The organism is Haploplasma axanthum, assembly GCF_900660745.1.
Taxonomy (GTDB): domain Bacteria; phylum Bacillota_I; class Bacilli_A; order Acholeplasmatales; family Acholeplasmataceae; genus Haploplasma; species Haploplasma axanthum.
The window spans coordinates 429,878-455,149 of the sequence record NZ_LR215048.1 but is presented as its reverse complement, the minus strand read 5'-3'; the positions used below and the strand labels follow the sequence as shown (position 1 = coordinate 455,149).

Below are 25,272 nucleotides of genomic sequence, written 5' to 3'. Positions count from 1 at the left end.
TATATTCCTCCTTTATTACCATACATAAGCTAATACTTCGCCACCAACGTTTGCAAGTCTAGCTTCTTTATCAGTCATAATTCCATTTGATGTTGATACAAGAGCAACACCTAATCCGTTTAATACTTTTGGTAGTTCATCTACTGTAGCATAAACGCGAAGACCTGGTTTCGATATCCTTTTTAAACCTTTAATTACACGATCTTTTGTAGTTGTGTATTTTAAAGTTACTACTATTTTACTGAACTTACCAGTTTCATCGATGATGAAATCTTTGATGAATCCTTCTTTTTTAAGAACTGATAAAATATCAGCTTTTAATCTAGAAGTTGGTATTTCTACTTTTTCATGACGCATACTATTTGCGTTGCGGATACGTGTAAGCATATCTGCAATTGGATCAGTCATAACCATATTTCTTCCTCCTTATTACCAGCTTGATTTCTTAACACCAGGTAATTCACCTTTGTGCGCTAAGTCACGGAATTTAACACGTGATAATCCAAACTTTCTCATATAACCGCGTGGTCTGCCATCAAGCGAATCGCGATTTCTTAAACGTGTTGCTGAAGCATTGCGTGGTAACTTTTGTAGTGCTTCATAGTCACCTGCTGCTAATAAAGCATCACGTTTTTCACGATAGCGTTCAACAACATCACGACGTTTTTGGTCTTTAACAATTTTTGATTTTTTAGCCATTTTCCGTCTCCTTATTTCTTAAACGGCATACCTAAATGTTTTAACAATGCAAAACATTCTTGGTCTGTATTAGCCGTTGTAACAATAACAATGTCCATCCCACGAACTTTTTTAATCTTATCAAGATTAATTTCAGGGAAAATAATTTGTTCTTTTACACCCATTGTATAATTTCCGCGACCATCAAAAGAATTCGCAGAAACTCCTCTAAAGTCACGAACACGTGGTAATGCGATTGATACTAATTTATCTAAGAAGTAGAACATTTTTTCTCCTCTTAATGTAACTTTAGCACCAATTGGCATACCTTCTCTAAGTTTAAAGTTAGAAATTGAGTTTTTAGCTTTAGTAACTACTGGTTGTTGTCCAGTTAAAGTTCTTAGTTCTTCAACAATGTCATCTAACACTTTTGAATTACTAACAGCATCACCAGCACCAACGTTAACAACTATTTTTTCTAAACGAGGTACTTCCATTATTGAAGAATAGTTGAATTCTTTCATAAGTTCGGGTTTGACAATGTTATCATATTTTTCTTTTAATCTACTCATTTGCAAACTCCTTATTTATCTATTCTTTCGCCAGATTTAGTAGCGACACGAATTTTTTTCTTCTTACCTTTATCATCAATCTCAGTCAAAATTTTAACTCTTGTAGGTTGATTTGTTTTAGGATCAATTAATGCTACATTTGAAGCATGAATTGCAGCCTCAACTTCAACAATTCCACCTTTTTCGTTAGCTTGGCTTGGACGTTGATGCTTTTTAACAATGTTAACACCTTCAACTAATACACGATTAGTTTTAGTATAAACTTTTATAACTTTTCCAGTTTTTCTTGTTTTATTGCCTTTTTTATCAGTAACAAATTGATCGCTTCCTGCAATGATTGCTACTGTGTCTCCAGTTTTAATGTACATAGATGCGACCTCCTTATAATACTTCTGGAGCTAGAGAAACGATCTTCATAAAGTTTTTTTCTCTTAACTCTCTAGCCACTGGTCCGAAAATACGAGTTCCACGTGGATTTAAATCTTCTTTAATAATTACAGCTGCGTTCTCATCAAATTTGATTACTGAACCATCTGCTCTGCGGACACCTTGTTTTGAACGAACGATAACTGCCTTAACAACGTCTCCTTTTTTTACTGCTCCAGCTGGTGTTGATTTCTTAACAGCCGCTACAATAATATCACCGATATTAGCATAACGACGTCCAGAACCACCAAGCACTTTAATTACAAGTATTTCTTTAGCTCCGCTGTTATCAGCAACAACTAATCTTGTTTCTTGTTGTACCATTTATAGTTCCTCCTTCTTACGCTAATTTCGCTTTTTCAATAACTTCTACAAGACGGAATCTCTTTGTCTTAGATAATGGTCTAGTTTCCATAACTTTAACGCGATCACCAATTCCTGCTAAGCCTTCTTCATCATGAACATGAACTTTTTTAGTAACCTTTACGAGTTTTCCATATAAAGGCGACTTTTTATAATTAGTAATTTCTACAGTAATTGTTTTTTCCATTTTATTTGATGTAACAATTCCAGTATATACTTTTCTATTATTACGTTCCATAATTTGTCTCCTCCCTATTTTTCTACTCGTTCGCTAATGATAGTTTTCATTTGTGCGATGGTTCTTTTAACAGTTTTAATTCTTGCTGTATTTTCTAATTGGCCTACTGCAAGTTGAAAGCGTAAATTGAATAATTCTTGTTTTAATTCAGAAATTCTAGCTTCTAACTCTTGTGTAGTTAACTTTCTAATTTCTAGGGCTTTCATTCTTGCTCACCTCTTTTAACAATCTTAGTTTTAACTGGTAATTTGTGTGAAGCAAGTCTTAGGGCTTCTTTAGCAATTGCATCGCTAACTTGTCCAATTTCAAACATAATTTTTCCTTCTTTAACAACTGCAACCCAATGATCTGGAGCCCCTTTACCGGAACCCATACGTACTTCAAGAGGTTTTTTAGTCATTGACATATGAGGGAAAATATTAATCCACACTTTACCAACTCTTCGCATATGTCTTGTCATTGCAATTCTGGCAGCTTCTATTTGACGGTTTGTAACCCAAGCACCTTCTAATGCAACTAAAGCATAATCTCCATTAATGATTTCGTTTCTACCTTTCGCTTTACCTTCGTAACTAACGCGATGAGGACGACGGAACTTTGTTCTTTTTGGCATTAACATAATTAGTTCCCTCCTTCTGTGGCAGCATCTTCTTGTGAACGACGAGGTCCTTTACGAGAAGGACGTCTCTTTCCACCACCATGATTTGATGATGCTGAACTTTGTCTTTCTTTTCTTAATTCTTCGTGGCTTTGTCCTGGTAAGATTTCACCATGATAAATCCATACTTTGATACCTAAAATACCATAAGTAGTTTGTGCTTCAGCAGTTGCGTATTCAACATCTGCTCTTAGAGTATGTAATGGAACTTGACCTTCTGAATATCCTTCAGTACGAGCCATTTCTGCTCCACCTAAACGTCCTGAGATAGAAGTTTTAATACCTTTAGCTCCTGACTTTAATGCTCTTTGCATAGCAATTTTTTGTACTCTTCTAAATGAAGCACGGTTTTCAAGTTGTTCTGCCATACTTTGTGCAACTAATGTAGCAACAACTTCTGGTTTTCTAACTTCAACAACATTAAATACTATTTCTTTTTTAGTTAGTTTTTCTAAACTAGCAATAGTTTCTTTCATTGTAGCTGCTTCACGACCAATTACAACTCCAGGTTTACCAGAATGTAGAGTAATTTTAACTCTTTCTTTACCTTGAGCTCCTTTTAGTCTTTCAATTTCAACGTGAGAAACTGCGGCATTATTATATTTTTTGTTTAAGAATTTTCTAATTACAGCGTCTTCTTTAACTAGGGCTGGAACGATTTTTTTATCAGCATACCATTTTGAATCCCAGTCTCTAATTACACCAACACGAAAACCTATTGGATTAACTTTTTGTCCCATTCTTATTCACCACCCATTTCTCTTTCAGCTACGATAACAGTAATATGACTTGTTCTTTTTTGAATAATGTCACCTTTACCTTGAGCTCTAGGTAACATTCTTTTCATTGTTACTCCTTCACTCACGTATGCTTCTTTTACAAATAAATTTTCAACATTTAACTTGTTATTATGTTCTGCATTCGCAACAGCACTCTTTAATACTTTTGATATTATTGGTGAAGCTGCTCTTGGTGTAAACATTAAGATTGCTTGTGCCTCTTTAACGTTCTTACCTCTTATAAGGTCGATAACTAAACGTGCTTTACGAGGAGCAATTCTTGCTGTTCTATGTATTGCTTTTACTTCCATTTTTTATTCTCCTCCATTAATAGCCCGCTTTTTTGTCGCGACCCTTTTTTTCATCTTTGCTATGTCCACGATAAGTTCTTGTTGGTGCAAATTCACCTAACTTATGCCCAACCATGTCTTCAGTAATATAAACTGGAACATGTTCTTTACCGTTATGAACCGCAATCGTATGCCCAACGAAATCAGGGAAAATCGTTGAACGGCGTGACCAAGTTTGGATCACTTTCTTTTCATTTGCAACATTTTGTGCCTGAACTTTTCCTAAAAGTTTATGGTCACAGAATGGTCCTTTTTTAATTGAACGTGCCATGTTTTCCTCCTAATTATTTCGTACGGCGACGAATGATTAAATCGTTAGACGCTTTTTTAGTGTCTCTAGTCTTAACACCACGAGCTTTTTTACCCCATGGAGTCATTGGTGAAACTCTACCAACTGGTGTTCTACCTTCACCACCACCGTGAGGGTGATCGTTAGGGTTCATTACAGAACCACGTACAGTAGGTCTAACTCCTAAATGACGAACGCGTCCAGCTTTACCCCAGTTAATTAATTCCCATGATTCATTACCAACTTGTCCGATTGTTGCACGGCAAGTTCCAAGAACCTTACGAACTTCTCCTGATTGTAAGCGTAATAGAACGTATTTTTCTTCACGTCCTAAGATTTGTGCTGATGTTCCAGCACTTCTTGCTAATTGTCCACCTTTACCTGGTTTTAATTCAACGTTGTGTACAACAGTACCAACTGGAATACTAGCAAGTGGTAATGCATTACCAACTTTAATATCTGCATTTTCACCTGATTGAACAACTTGTCCAACTTCAATACCTTTAGGTGCTATAATATATCTTTTTTCTCCATCTACATAATGAATTAAAGCAATGTTAGCACTACGATTTGGATCGTATTCAATTGTTGCTACCTTACCTTCTACATTATCCTTGTTTCTTTTAAAATCAATTAAGCGATATTTTCTCTTAGCTCCGCCGCCGATATGTCTTACAGTTGTTTTACCTGTATTATTACGACCGCCAGTACGAGTCAAAGGCGCAATTAGTGATTTTTCAGGAGTAGATGTTGTTAATTCATCGAACGTTAACACACTCATGTTACGACGACCATTTGTTGTTGCTTTATATTTTTTAACCGCCATGTTAAAAACCTCCTATATTTTTCACGTATTATATATTAAAAGCGTCGATCTTTTGACCTTCTTCTAATTGTACAATTGCTTTTTTATAAGCAGCTGTATATCCTTCATGTTGTCCCACTCTTTTAAACTTAGGCTTAACATTTAATGTATTTACTTTTACAACTTTCACGTTAAAGATTGCTTCAATTGCTTTTTTAATTTCAACTTTGTTAGCATCTTTAGAAACTTTGAAAGTATAACGATTGAATTCTTCGATTAAACGAGAGCTTTGTTCAGTAATAATTGGTTCTCTCACTAAATCATAATAAAGGTTCATTTTATTACTCATTTCCTAATGCCTCCTCTAAAGCTTTAGCAGCACCTTCTGTTAAAACTAAATTCTTAGTATTTAAAACATCATAAACACTAACATGTTTAACATCAGCGAATTGAACTCGCGGAATATTTCTACCAGCTCTTACTTCTTTACCATCAAACTCATTAGAAATAAATAATACTTTTCCTTCCAAGTTTAAACTATTTAAAATTGCTTGGAATTCTTTTGTTTTACCATTTTCAGAAATTAATTTATCTAAAACAGTTAATTTGTTTTCTAAAACATGTGATGATAATGCTGATCTGAAAGCAAGATTTCTTACTTTTTTGTTTATTTTAACTGAGTATGATCTTGGAGTTGGTCCGAAAACAATTCCACCCCCACGCCATTGTGGTGATCTAATTGAACCTTGTCTTGCACGACCAGTTCCTTTTTGACGCCATGGTTTTTTTCCACCACCGCGAACTTCTGCACGGCTCTTAACTGCGCTTGTTCCTTGTCTCATTGCAGCTCTTTGTGCATTTACAACATCAAAGATTGCTTGTTGGTGAGGAGCAATACCAAATACATAGTCTGAAAGTTCGATATTACCTACTTTTTCACCAGTTTGATTAATGATTGTTAATTTTGGCATGTTCTTCCTCCTTACTTAGTACTCTTAATAGCAGTTCTAACTATTACAAGACCCTTTTTAGGACCAGGTACGCTACCGCTAATTAACAGCAATTGATTTTCAGTGTCAACACCAACAACTTTTAAGTTTTGGATTGTCACTTTTTCATCTCCCATATGACCAGGTAAGTTTTTACCTTTCATATTTCCTTTAATTGGTCCCATTGAACCTGGACCACGATGGTATCTAGAACCGTGTGTCATTGGTCCTCTTGATTGATTATGACGTTTGATTGAACCTGCAAAACCTTTACCTTTTGAAGTTCCTGTTACGTCTACTTCTTCGCCTATAGCGAATATATCACTTGAAACTACATCTCCTACTGCTAAGTTTGTTAAGTCGTTTTCTGTAAGTGGGAAACGAATTTCTCTAACGAAGCGCTTAGGGGCTGTGTTTGCTTTTGCTACGTGTCCTAACTCTGGTTTATTAGCAAGTTTTTCTCTCTTACTTTCAAAACCTAATTGAGTAGCCACATAACCATCTGTTTCAACAGTTTTTTGTTGTAGTACTACGTTATCAGCAACTTCAACAACTGTTACAGGTATTAAAACACCATTTTCATCGAAAATTTGTGTCATACCAATTTTTCTACCTAAGATTCCTTTGGCCATGATATACCTCTTTCCTTAATTTTATTTTTTTGTTATTTCTTTAACACAATGTCAATACCTGAAGGTAAATCAATGTGCATTAATGCGTCAATTGTTTTTGGGTTTGGATCAACTATTTGAATTAATCTCTTGTGAGTTCTTCTTTCGAATTGTTCACGTGAATCTTTGTTAACATGTGGTGATCTTAAAACAGTGAATACTTCTTTTTGTGTTGGTAATGGAATTGGTCCATTAACTTTAGCACCTGTCTTAACTGCACTTTCAACAATTTTCTTAGCTGCTTGATCAATTAATCTGTGATCATATGCCTTTAAACGAATTTTAATTACATCTTTATTTGCCATTTTTATTCTCCTTTCGCCTATAATTATGTTTTATAAACTTGCTCCTTGGAAAAACCCGATACATTGACAACGGCTACCCGTGTACCGACAACCTTCCATATCTTAGCCTGCTTAGACATAAGCCTTATTATTATATACTATGCGCCATTAGATTGCAAGCCCTTCTTTTTCTTTTATTGTTTTTGTACTATATTTACCTCTTCTACTCATATAATTATTAATAGAATTAATAATATACTGATTATTTTTATTATCATAAATAAAACTTTTAAACCCCATGATGAATAGTTTTTCGATAATTTTTTCGTTATTTAACTCAGTAGTTTTCACCACTAAACATCTTTTTTTCTCTTTAACGTATAAATGGACATCACGATATAGATTTTCAAAATTTTCTTTAAACTCTTGATAACTAATACATTTCTTATCGGAAAAATCTTCAAGGACCGAATCATAATCAATAATGTATAAATCAATATTATCATCTTCAAAATCATAGACAACATCATAATCTTCTATCATTATTCCAATCTTTATTTGATCTTTCAAGAATTGTTTTTTAATACTTGAACTCCACATTTTAAAATCTTTATATCGCATAAAATTCGATATAATAAAATAAGTTTCAACATCCAGCTTTGATAACCTATCAAATAGTTTTTGATAATACCTTTCGTACTCATAATATACTTTGTGATACCCGTGATTCATACTATCAAAAATTAGTGATTTGGTCGTTAAAAAAATCGGTAAAACTATGTATATTTTTCTAACTCCAATAATTCTATTTTTAATATTTTCAAATATAAAATCAATTGTAGGGAAATAATCACTTTCTTTATAGAACTCCCTTAAATCAATATACATTGTCAAAGTTCCGTATTCATTTTCACTATTATTATTAATGAATTCAAATCTTCTTGATTTTATTTCGCAGCTACATTTTTCTAATATTCTTTCTTTCATATTCAAGTGCATTATTTTTATTCCATTTTTAACTACTATCACATAATTTTTCAACCTTTTTTTATTCTCTGATATTAGCGTCAAATCTTCAATATACTTATGGACATACTCTTCAATTTCTAAATGCTTTTTTTCATTAAGTAATCGTCTAAATTCCTCACAAACAATTACAATATAATTAACAATCAAATATCTTTCAGTAAAGTATCCGTTATAATTTCCTTCGATTCTTATAAAATCATCAATATATTCATCGATAGTTAGGTTAATTTGTTCCATTTGTTCTAATTTAATTTTCATAGATACTACCACATACAATTTTAAGAAGATAGTTTTTATTAGTACTATCAAATCTTTCGATACGCGCTTTAAACATTTGAAATGTATTTTTATATAATTTTTCTTTTATTTTTCCGATAAACTCTTTTTCATATTTTCCCAAATTAAAATTTAGGATAATCAAATTAGGATCAATTATATGGATAAGATTTTCAAGACTTTCTGCAATTACTTCTAAAAGAATATCAAGAACTTTTTTTGCTAAAAGATCGTTTTTCTTATAGTTTTCATATATTTGTTTAATACTAATTTCTTTATTATTAAAAAATTCATTTTTATATAAGTATGAATATTTTTCAATCAGCCTCTTCAAACTAAAAACACTTGTAAAATCACTAAGCATACAACTTTTGTTAAACCCAGTTTCATCAATAACTTTTAAATTTCCAAAACTACCTGCAAATCCATTTCCACCTTCAAACACTTTATTTCCAATTATTATTTTTCCACTAACATCTTTATCATATTCATAATAGACAACTATTTCATCAAGTTTTTTAAGATCTACACTAGAAACTACGAGAACTTTCATTATCTTTTTTAGTTCAGTTTCAATCTGTTTTATATACTCACTTTGTTTTTTTTCATAAAACAGAACAACTTTATCACATTTAATAAATAAATCTTTGTTTGCGATAAAATCATGATATGAACATTTATATCTTTTTGTTACATTAAATATTTTTAATTTACTGACAATTTCAACATTACAAACATCATTATTTATTCTTACAAAAACAATATTTGTTTTCATAAATTAACTCCCCCTTTATTTTGATACAAGAAAAATTATATCTTGATTAATCTCATTTACTCTTAATTAATCATTATTGTGGGGTGTTTTTACACAGTTTTACTAAAACTATTTTTATTTGTCTTTTTAAATTAGAAAAATCGTTTTTTTGAAACAAAAAAACAATCTTTCGATTGTTTCTATTATTCTTAATATTTCGTTTTAAAGTACTCACTAACTCTTTCAAGAGATTTTATTAAAACTTCATCTTCATCTAATTTCAGTTCTTTAAAAACCGAATCGATCATCTCATCGTGAAAATTATCATGAATTTTCAGAACATCAATTGCCTCATCTGTAAGTTCTAATAAAACTATTCTTTTATCATACTCATCACGTTTTCTAATAACATAATTCTTTTTTACTAATGTATGAATTGATGTTGTTAAAGTACCAACAGTAACTCTAAGTCTATTAGCAACGTTACTCATTGTTGGTGGTTCAACATTTCTTATCGCTTCTAATACATGTATTTCAGTCATTGAGAGTTCTACACCTTTTTTCTTAAGAATTTTTTCCTCAATTGTTAATATTTGATTAAAAACTTCAACCAATAACTCATTCACTAAATTCTTAGCTTTTCCCATGTAGATTTCCTCCCAATTTTTTATCTTATAATATATCCAACTGCTAAAGTTCCTGGTCCTGCATGTACACCAACAACAGGTGTAAGTGGAACTACATCAATTTCTAGTTTCGAATTTAATTTCAAGAAATCTTCTTTTAAAGATAATGCCTCATCTCTATTGTTCGTATGAACAATAAATAAACCAATATTTTTACCTTTAATTTCATCTTTAATAATTTCGATCAATCTTTCTCTAGCTTTCTTAGTCGTTCTTATTTTTTCATGTGGAACTAAACTTCCATCTTTTTGGATTTTTAAAAGTGGCTTAATCTTTAACAATGTTCCTAAAAAACCACTTGTTGCAGATAATCTTCCATTCTTAACCAAGTACTTAAGCGTATCAACTAAAACGTAGACACTTATATTATCTCTCATTTTTTCTAATTTATCAATGATTGTTTTAACTTCTTTACCTTCTTTGATCATTTTAATAGCTTCTAAAACTAAATAAACTTCACCTTGAGAAACACTTCTTGAATCAATAGGATAAATATTTATTCCTTCAACCAGTTCTTTTGCTAGTACTGCACCTTGGAATGTTCCAGATAATTTTGATGATACTGTAACAACGATAACATCTGTATACCCTTCATTTTTTAATTTTTCATAAACATCTGCTATTCTACCTGTTGATGTTTGTGATGTCGACAAATCTATATTTGGATTCTTAACAACTATATCATAAAATTTCTCTGCTGTAATATCGACAAAATCTTCATATTCTTTTTTATCAATTACTAATGTAGCTCTTATTACTTCAATTGGGAAATCAATATCTAAATAATCAATACCAGAATTTCCACAGACAACTATACCTATTTTTTGTTTCATAATACTCTCCTTTTTGTTTGATATTCAAAGTATTAGTAATATGATATCATAAATAGTTTTAAATTCAAAGTATTTTTATTCCTTTATAGAAGAAAGTCTCTTAAAACAGCTTCCATTTCATCTTTAGAATTACATTTTGTAAGATTTTTACGGACTTCACTAGCATTTGGAATGCCTTTTAAATACCAAGGAGAATGACCTCTCATTTCTAAGATACCAAGTTTTTCACCTTTAAACTTTATAAGTTCTTCCATATGAGTCATTATTAAATCAAAAATTTCCTTATTAGTTGGTCGAGGTGGAATTTCTTCACCATTTAAAAATGCATCAATTTCTCTGAAAACCCATGGATTACCAAGTGCTGCTCTTCCAATCATAACAGCATCACATTTAGTATATTCAAGCATTTTTTTTGCACTAATTCCATCAACAATATTTCCATTTCCTATAACAGGAATACTAACAGCTTCTTTTACTGCTTTTATAACATCTAAATCTGGTTCACCAGAATAACCTTGAGCACGAGTTCTCGCATGAACTGTAATTGCTGATGCACCAGCTTCTTCAATTTTTTTAGCAACCTCAACAGCATTAACACTATCAGAATCCCAACCACTTCTAATTTTTACAGTTATTGGTTTATTAACAGCTTCTTTTACTGCTTTTACTAATTCATAAATTTTAGCTGGATCTTTCATTAAAGATGAACCTGCTTGCGCTTTTATAGCAACTTTAGGAACTGGACATCCCATATTAATATCTATAGCATCACAATTACTATTTTCGTCAATAAATTTAGCTGCTTCAACCATTGATTCAATATCAGAACCAAAAACTTGTTGAATCATTGGTTTTTCAAAATCTTCCATGTAAAGCATTTTTTTAGTTTTATCATTCGCATTTATTAACCCTTTATCCGAAACCATTTCAGCATAAACTAAACCTGCTCCATATTTTCTTGCTAGTTTTCTAAAAGGACTATTTGACACACCAGCCATAGGTGCGAGAATTACTTTATTATTTATTTCTATATTCTTAATCTTAAAAGACATATTTATCACCGCATTTATTGTATCATATCTTTTCATTCATGTTAAAATAAATGATGAGGTGGAATAATGAAAGATTACGCAATTATAGCAACCGCATATAACAGTGAAATTAGAATATATGCATCAAAAACAACAAATCTTGTCAATGAGGCAAGAGTAATACATGATACATGGCCAACTGCTACCGCAGCTTTTGGACGTTTTTTAACAGTTTCTGCAATGATGGGACTTATGTATAAAGATGAAGAAAAATTAACATTACAAATAAAAGGCAATGGTCCAATCGGAACAATGCTAGTTGACACATGTGGAAATGGTGAAGTTAGAGGAGATATTATTAACCCTCATGTTTATATTAGAAGTGAAGTAAAAGGAAAACTTGATGTTGGTGCCGCAGTCGGTAATGGATTCTTACACGTTACAAAAGACTTAAACATGAGAAGTATGTTTACATCTTCATCAGAATTAAAAACTGGTGAAATTGCCGAAGACTTTGCAAATTACTTCGTTGTTAGTGAACAAACACCTACTGCTGTTTCACTTGGTGTTTTAGTTGAAAATGATCAAACAGTTAGATCAGCTGGTGGATTTATTGTTCAAGTAATGCCAGGTGCATCAGATGAAACAATTAGTCAATTAGAAAGAACTATTTATGATATTGGTCCAGTAAGTAGATGGTTTGATGAACAAAAGTCTTTAGAATCACTAGTTTCAGCAATTGCTAATAAAACTGAAAAAGTTTTAGACATTAAAGATTTACATTATAAATGTCATTGTTCGAAAGATGGTTTTGCTCGTTCACTATCAGCACTTGATAATGCTACAATGAATGAACTAATTGAAGATAATGGAATTGAAGTTGTTTGTCACTTTTGTAAGAAAAAATATCATTTTGATAAAAATGATTTATTAAAAATTAGAGAAAATCAAAAATAAAACAGGTCTAAGCCTGTTTTTTTGTTGTATAAACCATTACTAGTTCTTTTTCATTATTAACTTCATCTAATACTTCATGAACAATAATAAAACCTTGTTTCTTATAAAAATTAAGGGCTTTTTCATTTTTAGCATAAACTTTTAAAGTTAAATTTTCATCAATTTCTTTAACTTTTGATAAAAGTTCATTACCAATTCCCTTTCCTTGATACTTACTATCAATAAATATTCCAGCGATGTAATTATCTTCTAAACCAATAAATCCAATAATTTCTTCATTTTCTTCATAGACATAGACTATTGCATCTGATAATTCTTCTTTAACATTATTAACATTGCTAACAAAATACGCATTATCAATAAAACTATGTGCTTCAAGGTTTGTTTCTAACCATAAATTCAAAATATTTGGAATATCTTTTTTATTCATTTTTCTTATCATAAATTACCTCATATTTTTTTAATTGCTTCTTATTCTAACATATTTTTTTAAAAACACAAAAAAAGAACCATTATTTAAATGGCCTCAATTTCTTTTATTCGCTTTAAAACATCTTTAAGTGGCAATCCTACTATTGTAAAAAAGTCACCTTCAAATGTATCTACAATGCTCTTTCCAATTCCTTGAATAGCATATGCTCCTGCTTTACCAAATGGTTCTTTAGTAGCAATATAATCATTAATTTGTTCATCCGTTAAATCTTTAAATTTAACAGTTGATTTTGAATAAAAAACATCTTTTCGATCTCTATATAAAATAGCAACACCAGTGATTACTTCATGTCTTTTATTTGACAATGTCTTTAACATCTCAAATGCTTCTTCTTCATCCTTTGGTTTACCAAAAATTCTATTATTCAATGTAACTATTGTATCAGCTGCTATAACTAAATCACCAGGATTTCTGTTAAAAACATCATTCGCCTTTAAAAATGCTAAGTTCATGGCATTATCTTCTGGTTTTAACTTTTCATCAATTACTTCGACCACATTACTTGGAATAACTTTAAAATCAACACCGGCATCTTTCAAAAGTTCAATTCTTCTAACTGAATTACTAGCAAGTATTATCATTAATCATTTCCCCTTTTTGGTTTTCTTCCCTTTGATTGTAGTACTTTTTACTATTAATGTCAAATATCTTTTATGTTATAATTAGTATGAATAGGAGGCTTTTCTATGTTAAATATTACTAATCTATTATCATCCTTTAAGATTGATAAAAAGATTCCAATCATCGTAGCAGTTAGTGGCGGAATTGACTCAATGGTATTATTGAATATTTTAATTACTGAAAAATACAAACCAATTGTAGTTCATTTTAACCATAATACTAGAAAAACAAATGAACGTGATCAAGATCTAATTATCAATTTCTCTAAAAACAACAATCTTATTTATCATATTTTCAGCATTAACATTAATGAAGGCAATTTTCAAAGTGAGGCAAGGGACTTACGCTATGAAAAATTAAGAATGATTGCTAAAAAATATAAAACTAGTTACATTGCTACAGCACATCACTTAGATGATTTAGCTGAAACAATTTTAATCAAAATGACTAGAGGTAGCAATCTATATGGTTACTCAGGTATTCAGCCACTTTACGTTAAAGACGAAATAACTTATATTAGACCTTTACTAAATATTGATAAAAAGACAATTATTGACTATGCACTATTACATAAAATTCCTTATTTTACTGACGAATCAAATTACTCTGATAACTATTTGAGAAATAGATATCGTCATACTGTAATTCCAATTTTGAAACAGGAAAATCAACAGTTTTTAAAAAAAGTTTATAACTTTCATACTCAACTAAAAGATGCAGCATCATACATAAAAAATCAAGCTTTAAAAGAACTTCATAATAACTCCATTAATATCGAAAATTTTAAAAAATTAGATGTAGTTATTCAAAAAGAAATGATTGCTATCCTATTTGAACAAGATAATCTTGAAACGACATTCGAAACAATCGATAAAATTAGATGTATGTTACTAAATGATTCTCCAAATCAAGAATACACTTTAGAGAATAAATATACTTTTATAAAGGCTTATAACGAAGCTTTTATTAAAAAAAATCAAACTAAGAATGTTTTTGACATTACATTAAATGATTCTTTAAATATTTTGCCAAATATGGAAAAAATCACATTTTTTAATAATCCTAGTAATATAGATAATGAAACAGTAAAAATATGTTATAATAAATTATCATTGCCATTGCGTGCGAGAACTCGAAAACCAGGCGATACTCTTTCGTTTAAATATGGAAGAAAAAAGTTGAAAGACTATCTTATAGACTTAAAACTTCCAAAATATGAACGAGATAAACTTTGGTTAATCACTGATAGCAATGATATTATTTTATGGGTTTCTAATATCTATATTAATGAAACTCTAGGTTCAGAAAAACAACTACAATTTTTATGGGAGAAAGGTAAAAATGAACAACGTTATTGAAGAAATATTAGTAAGTGAGAAACAAATTGCTGAAGCGTGTAAAAGATTAGGTAGTGAAATAACTAAAGATTATGAAAATAAAGATTTAGTTTTAGTTGGACTTTTAAAAGGGTGCATACCATTTCTATCTGATTTAGCAAAACATATTGAATTACCGTTGGAAGTTCAATATATGATTGTGAGTAGTTATCATGGTGGTACTGCTTCTTCTAATGAGATACAAATTAAGTATGATTTAGAAGTACCAATTAAAGATCGCGATATCTTGCTTGTTGAAGATATCATTGATACCGGTCAAACAATTAAAGCAGTTAAAAAACTATTTGAAACTCGTGGTGCTAAATCAATCAAAGTAGTTTCACTACTTGATAAAAAAGATAATAACAACTTAAAAGCTGAATATGTTGGGTTTACTATTCCAAATAAATTCGTTTTAGGTTATGGACTTGATTTCCAACAAAAATATAGAAATTTACCATATATTGGTGTATTAAAAAAAGAATTTTATGATAAATAAGAAGGAGAGTGATGGCGTTGAATAATCAAACTAAAAAACCAGTAACAAAAAGAAGACCTGACTATTTAGTGATTATTATTTCCATTTTAATAATTTTCGGTGTTTTCTATTTCGTAAGAAATACACTTAACAAACCAGTGGCTTTAACACATAATGAGCTTACTGAAGCAGTAACTACTGGTGGAATTGAAACATATGAAATGACAAAAAGTAATGATACAAACTTTTATATCATTACTGGTAGAGTAACTGAAACGTATAAGACTGCAAATAATTTACAAACTTTTAATTATACTGCAACAATTGCTTATGAAGATGCAAAAGATCTTTTAGTTATTATGGATACTAATGGTATTGTCCATATTCCATCAGGAATAAACTTTTGGTCAATATTCTTTAGCATATTACCATTAATCTTAGCAGTTATATTCTTTATATTCATATTTAGAAATGCTTCTAATAGTAATAACAAAGCATTTGACTTTGGTAAAAATAGAGCAAAACTTTCAAGAAATAAATCAGTTACATTTAATGATGTCGCTGGTTCAATTGAAGAAAAAGAGGAACTTGCAGAAGTTGTCGACTTCTTAAAGAATCCTAAAAAATATAATGAAATTGGAGCTAGAATTCCAAAAGGTGTTCTTCTTGTTGGTCCTCCAGGTACTGGTAAGACTTTATTAGCAAGAGCCGTTGCTGGTGAAGCTGATGTTCCATTCTTCTCAATTTCTGGTTCTGACTTCGTGGAAATGTTTGTCGGTGTTGGTGCTTCTCGTGTTCGTGATTTATTTAAAACAGCGAAAGAAAATTCACCATGTATTATCTTTATTGATGAAATCGATGCTGTTGGACGCCAAAGAGGTGCTGGTTTAGGTGGGGGACACGATGAACGTGAACAAACACTTAATCAATTACTAGTAGAAATGGATGGTTTCTCAACAAACCAAGGTATTATTATTATTGCTGCAACAAATAGATCTGACGTTTTAGATCCTGCACTTCTTCGTCCAGGACGTTTTGACCGTCAAATAATTATTGATTTACCTGATATTAGAGAACGTGAAGCAATTTTACATATTCACGCTCGTAATAAAAAAATTGATAGTGATGTAAACTTTAAATTATTAGCTCAAAGAATTCCAGGATTCTCAGGAGCAGATATTGAAAACTTACTTAATGAAGCTGCATTACTTGCTGCAAGAGGTAATCGTCGTGTTATTCATGAAAAAGATTTAGATGAAGCAATGGACCGTGTTCGTATGGGACCTGCTAAGAAAAGTCGTAAATACAATGAACGTGAAAAACGTGTTGTTGCTTATCATGAAGCTGGACATGCTGTAATTGGTATCAAACTTGAACATGCTAACGTTGTTCAAAAAGTAACTATTATTCCTAGAGGTCGTGCTGGTGGTTATAACTTAATGATGCCCGCTGAAGAAACATTCTTACAAACGAAAGATTCATTAGTTCAAACAATCACTGGTTATCTTGGTGGACGTGTTGCTGAAGAAATTGAATTTAATTCAATCACTACTGGTGCATATAATGACTTTGAAATGGCGACTAAAATAGCAAGAGCAATGGTTACAGAATATGGAATGAGTGATTTAGGACCAATCCAATATGAAAACCGTGGACAAAATGTGTTCTTAGGAAGAGATTACTTTAACGAAAAGAATTTCTCAGACCAAGTAGCTCATGAAATTGATAATGAAGTTAGAAAAATTATTACTTCTTGTCTTGAAGAAGCAAGAACAATTCTAAAAGAAAACAAACAATTATTAGATACTATTGCTGATTACTTAATCAAAGTTGAAACATTAACAAAAGCTGATATTGATGAAATAGTTGCAACAGGTAAACTATCATGGTATGAAAAAGAAAATGATAAAACTGAAACAACAATTATTGATGCAACAGTAACACCTGTTAATGAAGAAATTAAAAAAGATGAACAATAATGAGAATTGATTTATTTTTAAAAACATCAAGATTAATAAAACGTAGAAAAATTGCTAACGATGCTGCTACTAAAGAATTAGTATATATAAATGATAAATTAGTAAAACCATCTGCAAGAGTAAAACTTGATGATATTGTTACATTAAACCTTGGAACTAAACAAATTATTGTTAAAGTTACTAGTTTAACTTCTAAAAAAGAGGAATTAATGTACCAATTGATAAGTGAAAAGTATTTATGACAAAGGTTTTTGCCTTTGTCTTTTCTTTATCTTATTTTTTTAATTAAAATATGATATAATAACTAATGTTTTAAGGAGGAATTTTAATGAACGATACAGATTTAAATGAACAACAATTAGTTCGTAGACAAAAAGCCCAAGAATTAGCTGATAAAGGGATTAATCCTTTTGGTAAGGCTTTTGATAGAACTCACAAAATTGTTGATATAATAAGTGAATATTCAAAATACAATCATGACCAATTAGAAGAAATGAAAGTTCCTGTAATTGTTGCAGGAAGAATAGTATTAAAACGTGGACAAGGTAAAGCTGGTTTTATGCATCTTCAAGACCGCGATGGAAAAATCCAAGTATATGTAAGATTGGATGCTATCGGGGAAGAACAATATGATGTTTATAAACATGCAGATCTTGGAGATATTGTTGGTATTGATGGCGTTCTTTTTAGAACAAAAACTGATGAACTAACAATTAAAGCAACTAAATTTACACACTTAACAAAGGCTCTTCGCCCACTACCTGATAAATATCATGGACTTCAAGATGTTGAAGAAGCAAGACGTCGTCGTTATGTAGATTTAATTGTTAATGAAGATTCTAGAAGAATTGCATTACTACGTCCAAGAATAATTAGAGCAATCCAAAATTATTTTGATTCTAAAGGATTTGTTGAAGTTGAAACTCCTGTACTACACTCAATCCTTGGTGGTGCTGCTGCTCGTCCTTTCGTTACGCACCATAATACACTTGATATGGACTTCTACTTACGTATAGCGACAGAGTTACCTTTAAAGCGTTTAATCGTTGGAGGTCTTGAAGCAGTTTATGAAATAGGTCGTTTATTTAGAAACGAAGGAATTAGTTACAAACATAATCCTGAATTTACAACAATTGAAGCTTATCTTGCTTATTCAGATATGAAAGGTATGATGAATTTAATTGAAGATTGTTTATCAACAGTTACATTCAATGTTTTAGGTACATATGATATAACATTTAAAGAACAAATAGTTCATATGCAAAAACCATGGCAAAGAATTCATATGGTTGATGCTATAAATGAAAAAACTGGTATTAACTTCTTCAATGACTATTCATTAGAAGATGCAAAAAAACTTGCTAAAGAACATAAGATTGATGTTCCAAAACATTTCAAATATGGTCATATTGTCGAAGCATTCTTCGAAAAATATGTTGAAGAAACACTAATTCAACCAACAATGATTTTTGGACATCCAACTGATATCAGCCCTTTAGCTAAAAAAGATGAAAATGATCCACGCTTCACTGAAAGATTTGAATTATTCATTGTCGGAGCAGAATTTGCGAATGCTTTTAGCGAACTTAATGATCCAATCGATCAAAGAGAACGTTTTGAAGCTCAATTAAAAGAAAAAGATTTAGGAAATGATGAAGCAACCGAAATGGATACTGATTTCGTTGAAGCTTTAGAATATGGTATGCCTCCAACTGGTGGACTAGGAATTGGTATTGATAGACTAGTTATGTTATTAACAAACACACCAAATATTAGAGATGTTATCTTATTCCCACACGCAAGACATAGATAATAAACATAAGTGTTTTAGATTAAATTCTAAAGCACTTTTTTTAAAGAAAAAAACAAGGATTACTCCTTGTTTCAAATCAAACTAAATAACCATTTTGAAATTCCATCATTTCTTTTATATAATTCATGATCTTCTTCATATCTAAGATACTTTTCAACTTCCATAATCAATGCTAAATACCCCAATGCTACTTTATATCTTATTTCAGTTTCATTATTTATTTCTATTTTATTTTGACTGTATTGATTGTATAAAAGAATAGAATCCCTACCTTCTTCTAACGTTTGTGTAAATACTGTTGCAACAAAGTCACAAATAGGATCACCATAAAAACATCTTTCAGGATCGATAACATAATAATCATTATCATCTATAAGAATGTTTGAATCCCACAAATCAAAGAAAACTGCACTACTTTGAACATTTATTAAAACCTCTTTATTTATCTCTATAAAATCTAAAAGTCTATTTGAATTAAAAATATCTTTACCTAAAGATAAGCTCTTATCTTTGATATTAGTGACCATATTTTTTATAGCATCATACCAATTTTCAAATAGTCTATCAGTAATATATCCAAATTTATCAGATTTAATATTGTGAAAATCCGCAATAATCTTCATTTTTTCATTAATTGCATTTAATTTATTAGTTGTTTCTAGTTTATCTATATCAAGTTCATTTCCATTGATATATGACATGATAAAATAATCAGCATTAATAATCTCTTTTGTTGTATTATGATACAAAATATCAGGTATATTGATATTTGTATGCTCTTTTATCTTTTTATACCAAAAAACTTCATTACTTATCATATTCTTTTCATGAGGCATTACATCAATTAAAAGATTAGTTCCAACTTTCAAAACATATTTTTGATCATTTGATTCTATTAAATAAACTGAATTAAATTCACCATTAGATAAAACATTGATTTTATCAATTGATTCACTAGAATATTTACTATAAATCTTTTTTATTTCATCATCTGTTAATAAATACTTTGTTCTACTTTTCAAAATAAATACTCCTCTATAATTTTTCTTTAAAAAAAGGCTATATTTTTTAATTTATAGCCTTTTAATTATTTGAAACTTTTATACATATTATTATTCATTGCAATATCACTATTCTTTTTAAGTTTAATAATTGCAAGTTTAATTCTTTCAATTTCTTCTAAAGTAATATTATTAAAAATAATATAACTATTACTATTTCTTACAGTTCCAAAGAATTCATCAGTAACAATATCCAATGTTTTATTATCAATTGAATATGTAGGTTCAGTACTCATTCCATGGACTCCAAATAAATAATCACTATCTTTAATTGGCAATCCAAACAAATCAACGATTGTACGATATAAGTCTGTTTGTCCTCTAACTAAATTTTGTTCACCCTTTAGAAGTCCTTCACGATATGTTATAGTATGTCCATCAATTTCTTTAGTAACAGTATTTTCACCAGGAACATATATAAACGACATTGTTTGTAACAACTTTTGGCGGATTTCTAATGAACTCAACTCATTATTAAATAATGTATTTATGTCATTAGCTTTTAATGCTGATCCATGGTCCCCATAGAATACATAAGCAATTTTTTTACGTTTATATAAATTATCCTCTGAATATTCATAATCAGTTCCATATCCATTAACATCTTCAAACATATACTTAAACATTTCATTATAATATTTCATGTAGTTTAAATACTTAAGGGTAACAATATCTATACTCTTAATAAACTCTTGATCATATAGATCAGTTTCCAACGGATTTGGATAATATGGATCATAGTAAAATGGAGTATGAGGTAGCATTGTTATTACAAATGACATGAATTTTTCATTCATTTCATATTCATAATTAATCTTATCATTAAAATACTTAAATGTTGCACGATCACTAATCCACATTCCTGCATCATGTCCATATTTTTCTTTTAAATCTAATAGTCCTTCTAAAGAATCTTCATATCCTAAATCTTTAAGAATTGTATCTCGACCATTAAATTTATTAAATCCAAATAAATTAGGATGAGCTTCAATTCGATTATAGAATTGTTCGCTATTACCATGGAATGAATTTGTTTTATATCCTAATTCATTAAACATTTTAGGTACTGATTGAAAATCAAAATTCTTTTCAGGAATTGTTTTATCGAAGTCCCAAGATAATGTTGATGTACCATTAGGTAATAAACCTGTTAAAACTGCAAGTTCAGCATCAAAGCTTGTTCCTAATCCAACGTTAGTATGGAAGTTATTAAATACGTATGATTCTTCTAATAAAGCTTTTAAATTATATAAGTACTTATTAACTTTAGGCATTTCAAGCAAGAAATGATTAAATGTTTCTAAGTGAACTAAAACTAAATTATAATCTTTTAAAATACCATTGATTGAATCTTCTGGATTTAAATTATCAATAAGTTGTCCATTAATATTTTCAACATCTGATAGTTTAACGTTCTTACTATATTTTTTCCCATCAATAATATTTGTATATTCATCTTTATTTTTATTGTATCTATCTAAGATATCTTTAACGTTTTCTTCATTAACTTCAACGGTATCATAATCAAATCCCATTAAATCTAAAACTAGATAATTATACAAGCCTAAGTTTTGGGTTGCATATGTAGGTTTAGCAGATTCGATAATTTCTTTCCCTTGAATTGTTGTTCCAAAAACTCCTAAATTAATAACTACTAAACTTGAAACCAATAAAAATTTTGATAATGCCAATTTAATTGTTGGTTTCTTAATTTCTAATTCTTTAATTCCTTTTTTCTTAGATTTGAAATACATAATTGCTAAAACAACAAATGGTAAGAACAATATAACACGATAATATGTAACAAGTTCTCTTATTGCTTCATAAATAATTGTAAATCCAAATCCTTCTGAAGGATTTCTAAAAATCGATAATGCCTTAAATGTAAAAGATGTTCCATAATATCTGTTATAAACATTAATTGCAAATAAACTAGTATTCAAAGCAAACGTTAATGATAACATCACAAACATTCTTGATTTAGGTTTTTTAACAACTAAGGTGATTAGGAAAAAAACGAGCAGTAAAAATGCTATGTTACCAATAAGTGAGTTAATAACACCCATTGTAGTATAATCAAAGGCAATTATATATCTATTCAATGCTTCAGTAGTAACTATATAAGTCGCTAGTACATTTAACACAATAAAAGCAATAACAAACTTATAATATGTTTTTTTACTTTCTTTTTCTTGCACTTCTACACTCTCCTTTCCTACTTCTCCTATTATTATATAACAAAAAACTTAAAAAATACAATTATTCTATAATTATCCACATTAAAAAGCTCATAACTATTCACGTTTTTTATTATATATAATAATATATTTATAAAAATCATTATTTTAGAACGTATTTCATTATTTAAAGTTGTAACAAAAAAAGGTAAAAACTAAAGAAGTTCTTACCCTTTTACTATCAATAAATTTTTTTATTATTTCAAAGTACAAGAAACAAAATGTTTTTCTCCAACTTCATAAAAGTCATTATCAACTTTGCCTTCTTTAAACATTCTAAAGTCGTAAAAATCATTCTCCGCATCATAAAAATCTAGATTCTTGCTTCGCTTTTTTTGATTAATATCAGTTTTTAAAAATGCTGCAAGTAATCTTTTTGTATATGGATGCTTAGCATTTTTAAATATCGTTTTTACCGGTGCACTTTCAACTACTCTTCCCCCATACATAACAATAACATCATCAACCATTTGTGAAACAACTCCTAAATCATGAGTTATGAATAATATTGCTGTATTAAATTCTTTTTGTAGATCATTCATTAATTTTAAAATTTCCGCTTGAACAATAACATCAAGTGCAGTTGTTGCTTCATCTGCAATTAGTAATTTAGGATTACATGCAAGCGTCATAGCAATCATAACTCTTTGACTCATTCCACCAGATAATTGATGTGGATAAAGTTTTGCAACATGTTCTGGGTTTTGAATTTTAACAGCTCTTAACATCTCAATAGCGCGTTTTTCAGCATCATTCTTCTTCATTTTTTGATGAATGATCAACACTTCAGCTATTTGTTTTTTAACTGTAAAAACCGGATTCAAACTACTCATTGGCTCTTGAAAAATCATTGAAATTTCATTTCCTCTAATCTTCTCTAATTCTTTTTCAGTATAATTCGATATCACGTTTCCCTCAAAAGTTATTGTACCTTCATAGATTCTTTGATTTTTATGAAATAGTTTCAAAATTGACATTGCCGTTTGACTTTTACCAGAACCAGATTCACCAACAATTCCTAGTGTTTTCCCTTCTTCAATTTTAAAAGAAACACCGTTAACGGCCTTAATTAGACCTCTCCTTGTATTAAAATATGTATGTAAGTTTGTAACTTCTAATAAACTCATTTCAATCCTCCTTACACTAACTCTTTGTTTTTTAACCTACAAGCTACAAAATGATTAGGTTCTACTTCATACCAATCAGGATCTGCTTCACCTGTTAACTGATATTTAAATTCATAGTCTTTTGAATCATAATCTATTTCTAAATTCACTTTTTTTACCTCATCATCTTCAAGGGTTAATATTGCATTTAACAATTGTTTTGTATAAGGATGCTTAGGATTACTAAAAAGTTCTTCTGCAGGAGCAAGTTCTACTAGATTTCCAAAATACATAACACCTATACGATCACTTATATATCTAACAACACCTAAATCATGTGTAATAAACAAGTATGTCAAATTATGTTCATCTTTCAATTCTTGTAACAGATTAATTATTTGTGACTGAATTGAAACATCTAAGGCACTTACCGCTTCATCACAAACCACAAAACATGGATTTAGTGCTAATGCTCTTGCAATTCCAACTCTTTGTCTTTGTCCACCACTAAACTCATGTGGATATCTATTTGCATATTCCTTATCTAATCCACATTTTTCCATAATCTCTAATACATACTCTCTATATCCATCACTATATTTAGTTTTGAATTTTTTATGAATTAATAATCCTTCACCTATAATATCAATAATTCTCGTTTTAGGATCAAGTGATGAATAAGGATCTTGAAAGATAATCTGTAATTCTTTCCTTATTTTACGTTTTTCTTTTGAAGTTAAAGCTGATAAATCAATTCCATCATCTCTGAATTCTTCATACTTAATAAATCTTTCATCATTCTTTAATTCGTTTTTTATTTTTTGAATTGCTTCTTCGTTATCATTTTTTAAAAGTAATAATTCCTCATATCTTTCTTTATTCTTTTTTTCATATTTTTTTAGTTTCTTTTCTAATTGATATTTTTTTAAAAGTAACTCTTTAATAACTTCAAGACTATCATAGGCAGCAAGACCACCAATAAGCCTTAAAGTATTATAGTATTTATCTTGAAATTTAATCTTCTCTAATCGATATTCTTCTGTAACTTTTTCAACACATTCTTTATCTTGACAATCTTTAATTTTACATTTTAAATCTTGCATCAATGCAGCATCAACATCATAGTTTTTAGAAACCTTAGGAATATTTTTATATACTCTTTTAACATATTTAGGTAAGAAGTTACTGATTGTATCACCATAATATAACGATGAACCACCAGTTTGATTTTGAAGTTGAATAATTGTTCTTCCAAATGTTGACTTACCATACCCAGATTCACCAACAATTCCTAACGTTTCTCCTTCATATATAGTTAGGTTAATATTTTTATTGGCTTTAACATATTCTTGTTCCTTCTGAAAGATATTTTTCTTCTTTATAGGAAAATATTTTTGTAAGTTTTTTATATTTAATAATATTTTATTTTCTTTCATATAT

General features: G+C 29.8%; 33 protein-coding genes. 6 read left to right on the top strand and 27 right to left on the bottom strand.

Annotated elements, in window-relative coordinates; genetic code table 11:
• Positions 1 to 15: 15 nt before the first annotated feature.
• From rpsH to dusB, 21 genes are all read right to left on the bottom strand, one after another.
• Complete coding sequence (gene rpsH / locus EXC62_RS02225) at positions 16 to 414, bottom strand: 30S ribosomal protein S8 (protein WP_026390638.1); 399 nt, start codon at positions 412 to 414, stop codon at positions 16 to 18.
• A gap of 15 nt (positions 415 to 429) precedes the next feature.
• A complete protein-coding gene (gene rpsN, locus EXC62_RS02220) occupies positions 430 to 699 on the bottom strand; it encodes a 30S ribosomal protein S14 (protein WP_026390637.1) in 270 nt (89 codons plus the stop codon).
• An 11-nt stretch (positions 700 to 710) separates the two neighbouring features.
• Positions 711 to 1,250 (bottom strand): 50S ribosomal protein L5, encoded by a 540-nt coding sequence (gene rplE, locus EXC62_RS02215; RefSeq protein ID WP_026390636.1) that lies wholly within the window; start codon positions 1,248 to 1,250, stop codon positions 711 to 713.
• Between the two features lie 11 nt (positions 1,251 to 1,261).
• Positions 1,262 to 1,618 carry a 50S ribosomal protein L24 gene (rplX, locus tag EXC62_RS02210; RefSeq protein ID WP_026390635.1) on the bottom strand — a complete coding sequence of 119 codons (357 nt, stop codon included), beginning with the start codon at positions 1,616 to 1,618 and terminating at the stop codon, positions 1,262 to 1,264.
• A gap of 13 nt (positions 1,619 to 1,631) precedes the next feature.
• Complete coding sequence (gene rplN, locus EXC62_RS02205) at positions 1,632 to 2,000, bottom strand: 50S ribosomal protein L14 (protein ID WP_026390634.1); 369 nt, start codon at positions 1,998 to 2,000, stop codon at positions 1,632 to 1,634.
• 16 nt (positions 2,001 to 2,016) lie between these two features.
• Complete coding sequence (rpsQ, locus tag EXC62_RS02200) at positions 2,017 to 2,280, bottom strand: 30S ribosomal protein S17 (RefSeq protein WP_084156679.1); 264 nt, start codon at positions 2,278 to 2,280, stop codon at positions 2,017 to 2,019.
• A gap of 11 nt (positions 2,281 to 2,291) precedes the next feature.
• Entirely contained in the window at positions 2,292 to 2,483 is a 192-nt protein-coding gene (rpmC, locus tag EXC62_RS02195) for a 50S ribosomal protein L29 (RefSeq protein WP_026390632.1), read from the bottom strand.
• A complete protein-coding gene (rplP, locus tag EXC62_RS02190; protein WP_162140227.1) occupies positions 2,480 to 2,896 on the bottom strand; it encodes a 50S ribosomal protein L16 in 417 nt (138 codons plus the stop codon). The genes rpmC and rplP overlap by 4 nt, the downstream gene beginning before the upstream one ends.
• 2 nt (positions 2,897 to 2,898) lie before the next feature.
• Positions 2,899 to 3,675 carry a 30S ribosomal protein S3 gene (gene rpsC / locus EXC62_RS02185; RefSeq protein ID WP_026390630.1) on the bottom strand — a complete coding sequence of 259 codons (777 nt, stop codon included), beginning with the start codon at positions 3,673 to 3,675 and terminating at the stop codon, positions 2,899 to 2,901.
• Positions 3,676 to 3,677: 2 nt separating this feature from the next.
• The gene (rplV, locus tag EXC62_RS02180) at positions 3,678 to 4,025 is read right to left on the bottom strand and encodes a 50S ribosomal protein L22 (RefSeq protein ID WP_026390629.1); all 348 of its coding nucleotides are present in this window, start codon (positions 4,023 to 4,025) and stop codon (positions 3,678 to 3,680) included.
• 16 nt (positions 4,026 to 4,041) lie between these two features.
• On the bottom strand, positions 4,042 to 4,335 hold the full coding sequence (gene rpsS / locus EXC62_RS02175) for a 30S ribosomal protein S19 (protein WP_026390628.1): 294 nt from the start codon (positions 4,333 to 4,335) through the stop codon (positions 4,042 to 4,044).
• Positions 4,336 to 4,348: 13 nt separating this feature from the next.
• Positions 4,349 to 5,179, bottom strand: a complete 831-nt coding sequence (rplB, locus tag EXC62_RS02170; RefSeq protein WP_026390627.1) for a 50S ribosomal protein L2 — start codon at positions 5,177 to 5,179, stop codon at positions 4,349 to 4,351.
• Between the two features lie 28 nt (positions 5,180 to 5,207).
• Entirely contained in the window at positions 5,208 to 5,495 is a 288-nt protein-coding gene (gene rplW, locus EXC62_RS02165; RefSeq protein WP_026390626.1) for a 50S ribosomal protein L23, read from the bottom strand.
• Positions 5,496 to 5,499: 4 nt separating this feature from the next.
• Positions 5,500 to 6,129 (bottom strand): 50S ribosomal protein L4, encoded by a 630-nt coding sequence (gene rplD / locus EXC62_RS02160; RefSeq protein WP_026390625.1) that lies wholly within the window; start codon positions 6,127 to 6,129, stop codon positions 5,500 to 5,502.
• A gap of 11 nt (positions 6,130 to 6,140) precedes the next feature.
• Positions 6,141 to 6,779, bottom strand: coding sequence for a 50S ribosomal protein L3 (gene rplC, locus EXC62_RS02155; RefSeq protein ID WP_026390624.1), 639 nt, complete (start codon positions 6,777 to 6,779; stop codon positions 6,141 to 6,143).
• 32 nt (positions 6,780 to 6,811) lie between these two features.
• Entirely contained in the window at positions 6,812 to 7,123 is a 312-nt protein-coding gene (gene rpsJ / locus EXC62_RS02150; protein ID WP_026390623.1) for a 30S ribosomal protein S10, read from the bottom strand.
• A gap of 147 nt (positions 7,124 to 7,270) precedes the next feature.
• Entirely contained in the window at positions 7,271 to 8,389 is a 1,119-nt protein-coding gene (locus EXC62_RS02145) for a hypothetical protein (protein WP_026390622.1), read from the bottom strand.
• Positions 8,379 to 9,182 (bottom strand): ROK family protein, encoded by an 804-nt coding sequence (locus tag EXC62_RS02140; protein WP_026390621.1) that lies wholly within the window; start codon positions 9,180 to 9,182, stop codon positions 8,379 to 8,381. The genes EXC62_RS02145 and EXC62_RS02140 overlap by 11 nt, the downstream gene beginning before the upstream one ends.
• 188 nt (positions 9,183 to 9,370) lie before the next feature.
• Positions 9,371 to 9,808 (bottom strand): MarR family winged helix-turn-helix transcriptional regulator, encoded by a 438-nt coding sequence (locus EXC62_RS02135; RefSeq protein ID WP_026390620.1) that lies wholly within the window; start codon positions 9,806 to 9,808, stop codon positions 9,371 to 9,373.
• Between the two features lie 20 nt (positions 9,809 to 9,828).
• A complete protein-coding gene (locus tag EXC62_RS02130) occupies positions 9,829 to 10,680 on the bottom strand; it encodes a DegV family protein (protein WP_026390619.1) in 852 nt (283 codons plus the stop codon).
• An 83-nt stretch (positions 10,681 to 10,763) separates the two neighbouring features.
• Positions 10,764 to 11,732, bottom strand: a complete 969-nt coding sequence (dusB, locus tag EXC62_RS02125; protein ID WP_026390618.1) for a tRNA dihydrouridine synthase DusB — start codon at positions 11,730 to 11,732, stop codon at positions 10,764 to 10,766.
• Positions 11,733 to 11,798: 66 nt separating this feature from the next.
• On the opposite strand from dusB, the gene hslO reads away from it, so the two are divergent.
• Complete coding sequence (gene hslO, locus EXC62_RS02120; RefSeq protein ID WP_026390617.1) at positions 11,799 to 12,668, top strand: Hsp33 family molecular chaperone HslO; 870 nt, start codon at positions 11,799 to 11,801, stop codon at positions 12,666 to 12,668.
• A gap of 7 nt (positions 12,669 to 12,675) precedes the next feature.
• Here hslO and EXC62_RS02115 read toward each other — a convergent pair whose 3' ends face one another.
• Both EXC62_RS02115 and EXC62_RS02110 read right to left on the bottom strand, forming a co-directional pair.
• Complete coding sequence (locus EXC62_RS02115) at positions 12,676 to 13,110, bottom strand: GNAT family N-acetyltransferase (protein WP_026390616.1); 435 nt, start codon at positions 13,108 to 13,110, stop codon at positions 12,676 to 12,678.
• A gap of 74 nt (positions 13,111 to 13,184) precedes the next feature.
• Complete coding sequence (locus tag EXC62_RS02110) at positions 13,185 to 13,742, bottom strand: Maf family protein (RefSeq protein ID WP_035375754.1); 558 nt, start codon at positions 13,740 to 13,742, stop codon at positions 13,185 to 13,187.
• A gap of 105 nt (positions 13,743 to 13,847) precedes the next feature.
• Between EXC62_RS02110 and tilS the strand changes: the two genes are divergently transcribed.
• The 5 genes from tilS (at position 13,848) to lysS (ending at position 19,428) form a co-directional block, all read left to right on the top strand.
• Positions 13,848 to 15,140: a tRNA lysidine(34) synthetase TilS gene (gene tilS, locus EXC62_RS02105; RefSeq protein ID WP_162140226.1), complete on the top strand. Its 1,293-nt coding sequence runs from the start codon at positions 13,848 to 13,850 to the stop codon at positions 15,138 to 15,140.
• Positions 15,124 to 15,657 carry a hypoxanthine phosphoribosyltransferase gene (gene hpt, locus EXC62_RS02100; RefSeq protein ID WP_026390614.1) on the top strand — a complete coding sequence of 178 codons (534 nt, stop codon included), beginning with the start codon at positions 15,124 to 15,126 and terminating at the stop codon, positions 15,655 to 15,657. The genes tilS and hpt overlap by 17 nt, the downstream gene beginning before the upstream one ends.
• 11 nt (positions 15,658 to 15,668) lie before the next feature.
• Positions 15,669 to 17,615: an ATP-dependent zinc metalloprotease FtsH gene (ftsH, locus tag EXC62_RS02095; protein ID WP_084156678.1), complete on the top strand. Its 1,947-nt coding sequence runs from the start codon at positions 15,669 to 15,671 to the stop codon at positions 17,613 to 17,615.
• A complete protein-coding gene (locus EXC62_RS02090; protein ID WP_035375757.1) occupies positions 17,615 to 17,857 on the top strand; it encodes a S4 domain-containing protein in 243 nt (80 codons plus the stop codon). Before ftsH ends, EXC62_RS02090 begins: the two co-directional genes overlap by 1 nt.
• Positions 17,858 to 17,943: 86 nt before the next feature.
• Positions 17,944 to 19,428, top strand: coding sequence for a lysine--tRNA ligase (gene lysS / locus EXC62_RS02085; protein ID WP_026390613.1), 1,485 nt, complete (start codon positions 17,944 to 17,946; stop codon positions 19,426 to 19,428).
• A gap of 71 nt (positions 19,429 to 19,499) precedes the next feature.
• Here lysS and EXC62_RS02080 read toward each other — a convergent pair whose 3' ends face one another.
• From EXC62_RS02080 to EXC62_RS09085, 4 genes are all read right to left on the bottom strand, one after another.
• Complete coding sequence (locus tag EXC62_RS02080; protein WP_162140225.1) at positions 19,500 to 20,450, bottom strand: aminoglycoside phosphotransferase family protein; 951 nt, start codon at positions 20,448 to 20,450, stop codon at positions 19,500 to 19,502.
• A 65-nt stretch (positions 20,451 to 20,515) separates the two neighbouring features.
• Positions 20,516 to 22,687 carry an LTA synthase family protein gene (locus tag EXC62_RS02075; protein WP_026390611.1) on the bottom strand — a complete coding sequence of 724 codons (2,172 nt, stop codon included), beginning with the start codon at positions 22,685 to 22,687 and terminating at the stop codon, positions 20,516 to 20,518.
• A 236-nt stretch (positions 22,688 to 22,923) separates the two neighbouring features.
• The gene (locus EXC62_RS02070; RefSeq protein WP_026390610.1) at positions 22,924 to 23,853 is read right to left on the bottom strand and encodes an ABC transporter ATP-binding protein; all 930 of its coding nucleotides are present in this window, start codon (positions 23,851 to 23,853) and stop codon (positions 22,924 to 22,926) included.
• A gap of 11 nt (positions 23,854 to 23,864) precedes the next feature.
• Positions 23,865 to 25,268, bottom strand: a complete 1,404-nt coding sequence (locus EXC62_RS09085; protein WP_026390609.1) for an ATP-binding cassette domain-containing protein — start codon at positions 25,266 to 25,268, stop codon at positions 23,865 to 23,867.
• Positions 25,269 to 25,272 lie beyond the last annotated feature (4 nt).

Excerpts from the sequence above, each read along its gene's own strand:
- rpsH (WP_026390638.1), bottom strand. The coding sequence starts at position 414 with ATGGTTATGACTGATCCAATTGCAGATATGCTTACACGTATCCGCAAC.
- rpsN (WP_026390637.1), bottom strand. The coding sequence starts at position 699 with ATGGCTAAAAAATCAAAAATTGTTAAAGACCAAAAACGTCGTGATGTT.
- rplE (WP_026390636.1), bottom strand. The coding sequence starts at position 1,250 with ATGAGTAGATTAAAAGAAAAATATGATAACATTGTCAAACCCGAACTT.
- rplX (WP_026390635.1), bottom strand. The coding sequence starts at position 1,618 with ATGTACATTAAAACTGGAGACACAGTAGCAATCATTGCAGGAAGCGAT.
- rplN (WP_026390634.1), bottom strand. The coding sequence starts at position 2,000 with ATGGTACAACAAGAAACAAGATTAGTTGTTGCTGATAACAGCGGAGCT.
- rpmC (WP_026390632.1), bottom strand. The coding sequence starts at position 2,483 with ATGAAAGCCCTAGAAATTAGAAAGTTAACTACACAAGAGTTAGAAGCT.
- rplP (WP_162140227.1), bottom strand. The coding sequence starts at position 2,896 with ATGTTAATGCCAAAAAGAACAAAGTTCCGTCGTCCTCATCGCGTTAGT.
- rpsC (WP_026390630.1), bottom strand. The coding sequence starts at position 3,675 with ATGGGACAAAAAGTTAATCCAATAGGTTTTCGTGTTGGTGTAATTAGA.
- rplV (WP_026390629.1), bottom strand. The coding sequence starts at position 4,025 with ATGGAAGTAAAAGCAATACATAGAACAGCAAGAATTGCTCCTCGTAAA.
- rpsS (WP_026390628.1), bottom strand. The coding sequence starts at position 4,335 with ATGGCACGTTCAATTAAAAAAGGACCATTCTGTGACCATAAACTTTTA.
- rplB (WP_026390627.1), bottom strand. The coding sequence starts at position 5,179 with ATGGCGGTTAAAAAATATAAAGCAACAACAAATGGTCGTCGTAACATG.
- rplW (WP_026390626.1), bottom strand. The coding sequence starts at position 5,495 with ATGAACCTTTATTATGATTTAGTGAGAGAACCAATTATTACTGAACAA.
- rplD (WP_026390625.1), bottom strand. The coding sequence starts at position 6,129 with ATGCCAAAATTAACAATCATTAATCAAACTGGTGAAAAAGTAGGTAAT.
- rplC (WP_026390624.1), bottom strand. The coding sequence starts at position 6,779 with ATGGCCAAAGGAATCTTAGGTAGAAAAATTGGTATGACACAAATTTTC.
- rpsJ (WP_026390623.1), bottom strand. The coding sequence starts at position 7,123 with ATGGCAAATAAAGATGTAATTAAAATTCGTTTAAAGGCATATGATCAC.
- EXC62_RS02145 (WP_026390622.1), bottom strand. The coding sequence starts at position 8,389 with ATGAAAATTAAATTAGAACAAATGGAACAAATTAACCTAACTATCGAT.
- EXC62_RS02140 (WP_026390621.1), bottom strand. The coding sequence starts at position 9,182 with ATGAAAACAAATATTGTTTTTGTAAGAATAAATAATGATGTTTGTAAT.
- EXC62_RS02135 (WP_026390620.1), bottom strand. The coding sequence starts at position 9,808 with ATGGGAAAAGCTAAGAATTTAGTGAATGAGTTATTGGTTGAAGTTTTT.
- EXC62_RS02130 (WP_026390619.1), bottom strand. The coding sequence starts at position 10,680 with ATGAAACAAAAAATAGGTATAGTTGTCTGTGGAAATTCTGGTATTGAT.
- dusB (WP_026390618.1), bottom strand. The coding sequence starts at position 11,732 with ATGTCTTTTAAGATTAAGAATATAGAAATAAATAATAAAGTAATTCTC.
- hslO (WP_026390617.1), top strand. The coding sequence starts at position 11,799 with ATGAAAGATTACGCAATTATAGCAACCGCATATAACAGTGAAATTAGA.
- EXC62_RS02115 (WP_026390616.1), bottom strand. The coding sequence starts at position 13,110 with ATGATAAGAAAAATGAATAAAAAAGATATTCCAAATATTTTGAATTTA.
- EXC62_RS02110 (WP_035375754.1), bottom strand. The coding sequence starts at position 13,742 with ATGATAATACTTGCTAGTAATTCAGTTAGAAGAATTGAACTTTTGAAA.
- tilS (WP_162140226.1), top strand. The coding sequence starts at position 13,848 with ATGTTAAATATTACTAATCTATTATCATCCTTTAAGATTGATAAAAAG.
- hpt (WP_026390614.1), top strand. The coding sequence starts at position 15,124 with ATGAACAACGTTATTGAAGAAATATTAGTAAGTGAGAAACAAATTGCT.
- ftsH (WP_084156678.1), top strand. The coding sequence starts at position 15,669 with ATGGCGTTGAATAATCAAACTAAAAAACCAGTAACAAAAAGAAGACCT.
- EXC62_RS02090 (WP_035375757.1), top strand. The coding sequence starts at position 17,615 with ATGAGAATTGATTTATTTTTAAAAACATCAAGATTAATAAAACGTAGA.
- lysS (WP_026390613.1), top strand. The coding sequence starts at position 17,944 with ATGAACGATACAGATTTAAATGAACAACAATTAGTTCGTAGACAAAAA.
- EXC62_RS02070 (WP_026390610.1), bottom strand. The coding sequence starts at position 23,853 with ATGAGTTTATTAGAAGTTACAAACTTACATACATATTTTAATACAAGG.
- EXC62_RS09085 (WP_026390609.1), bottom strand. The coding sequence starts at position 25,268 with ATGAAAGAAAATAAAATATTATTAAATATAAAAAACTTACAAAAATAT.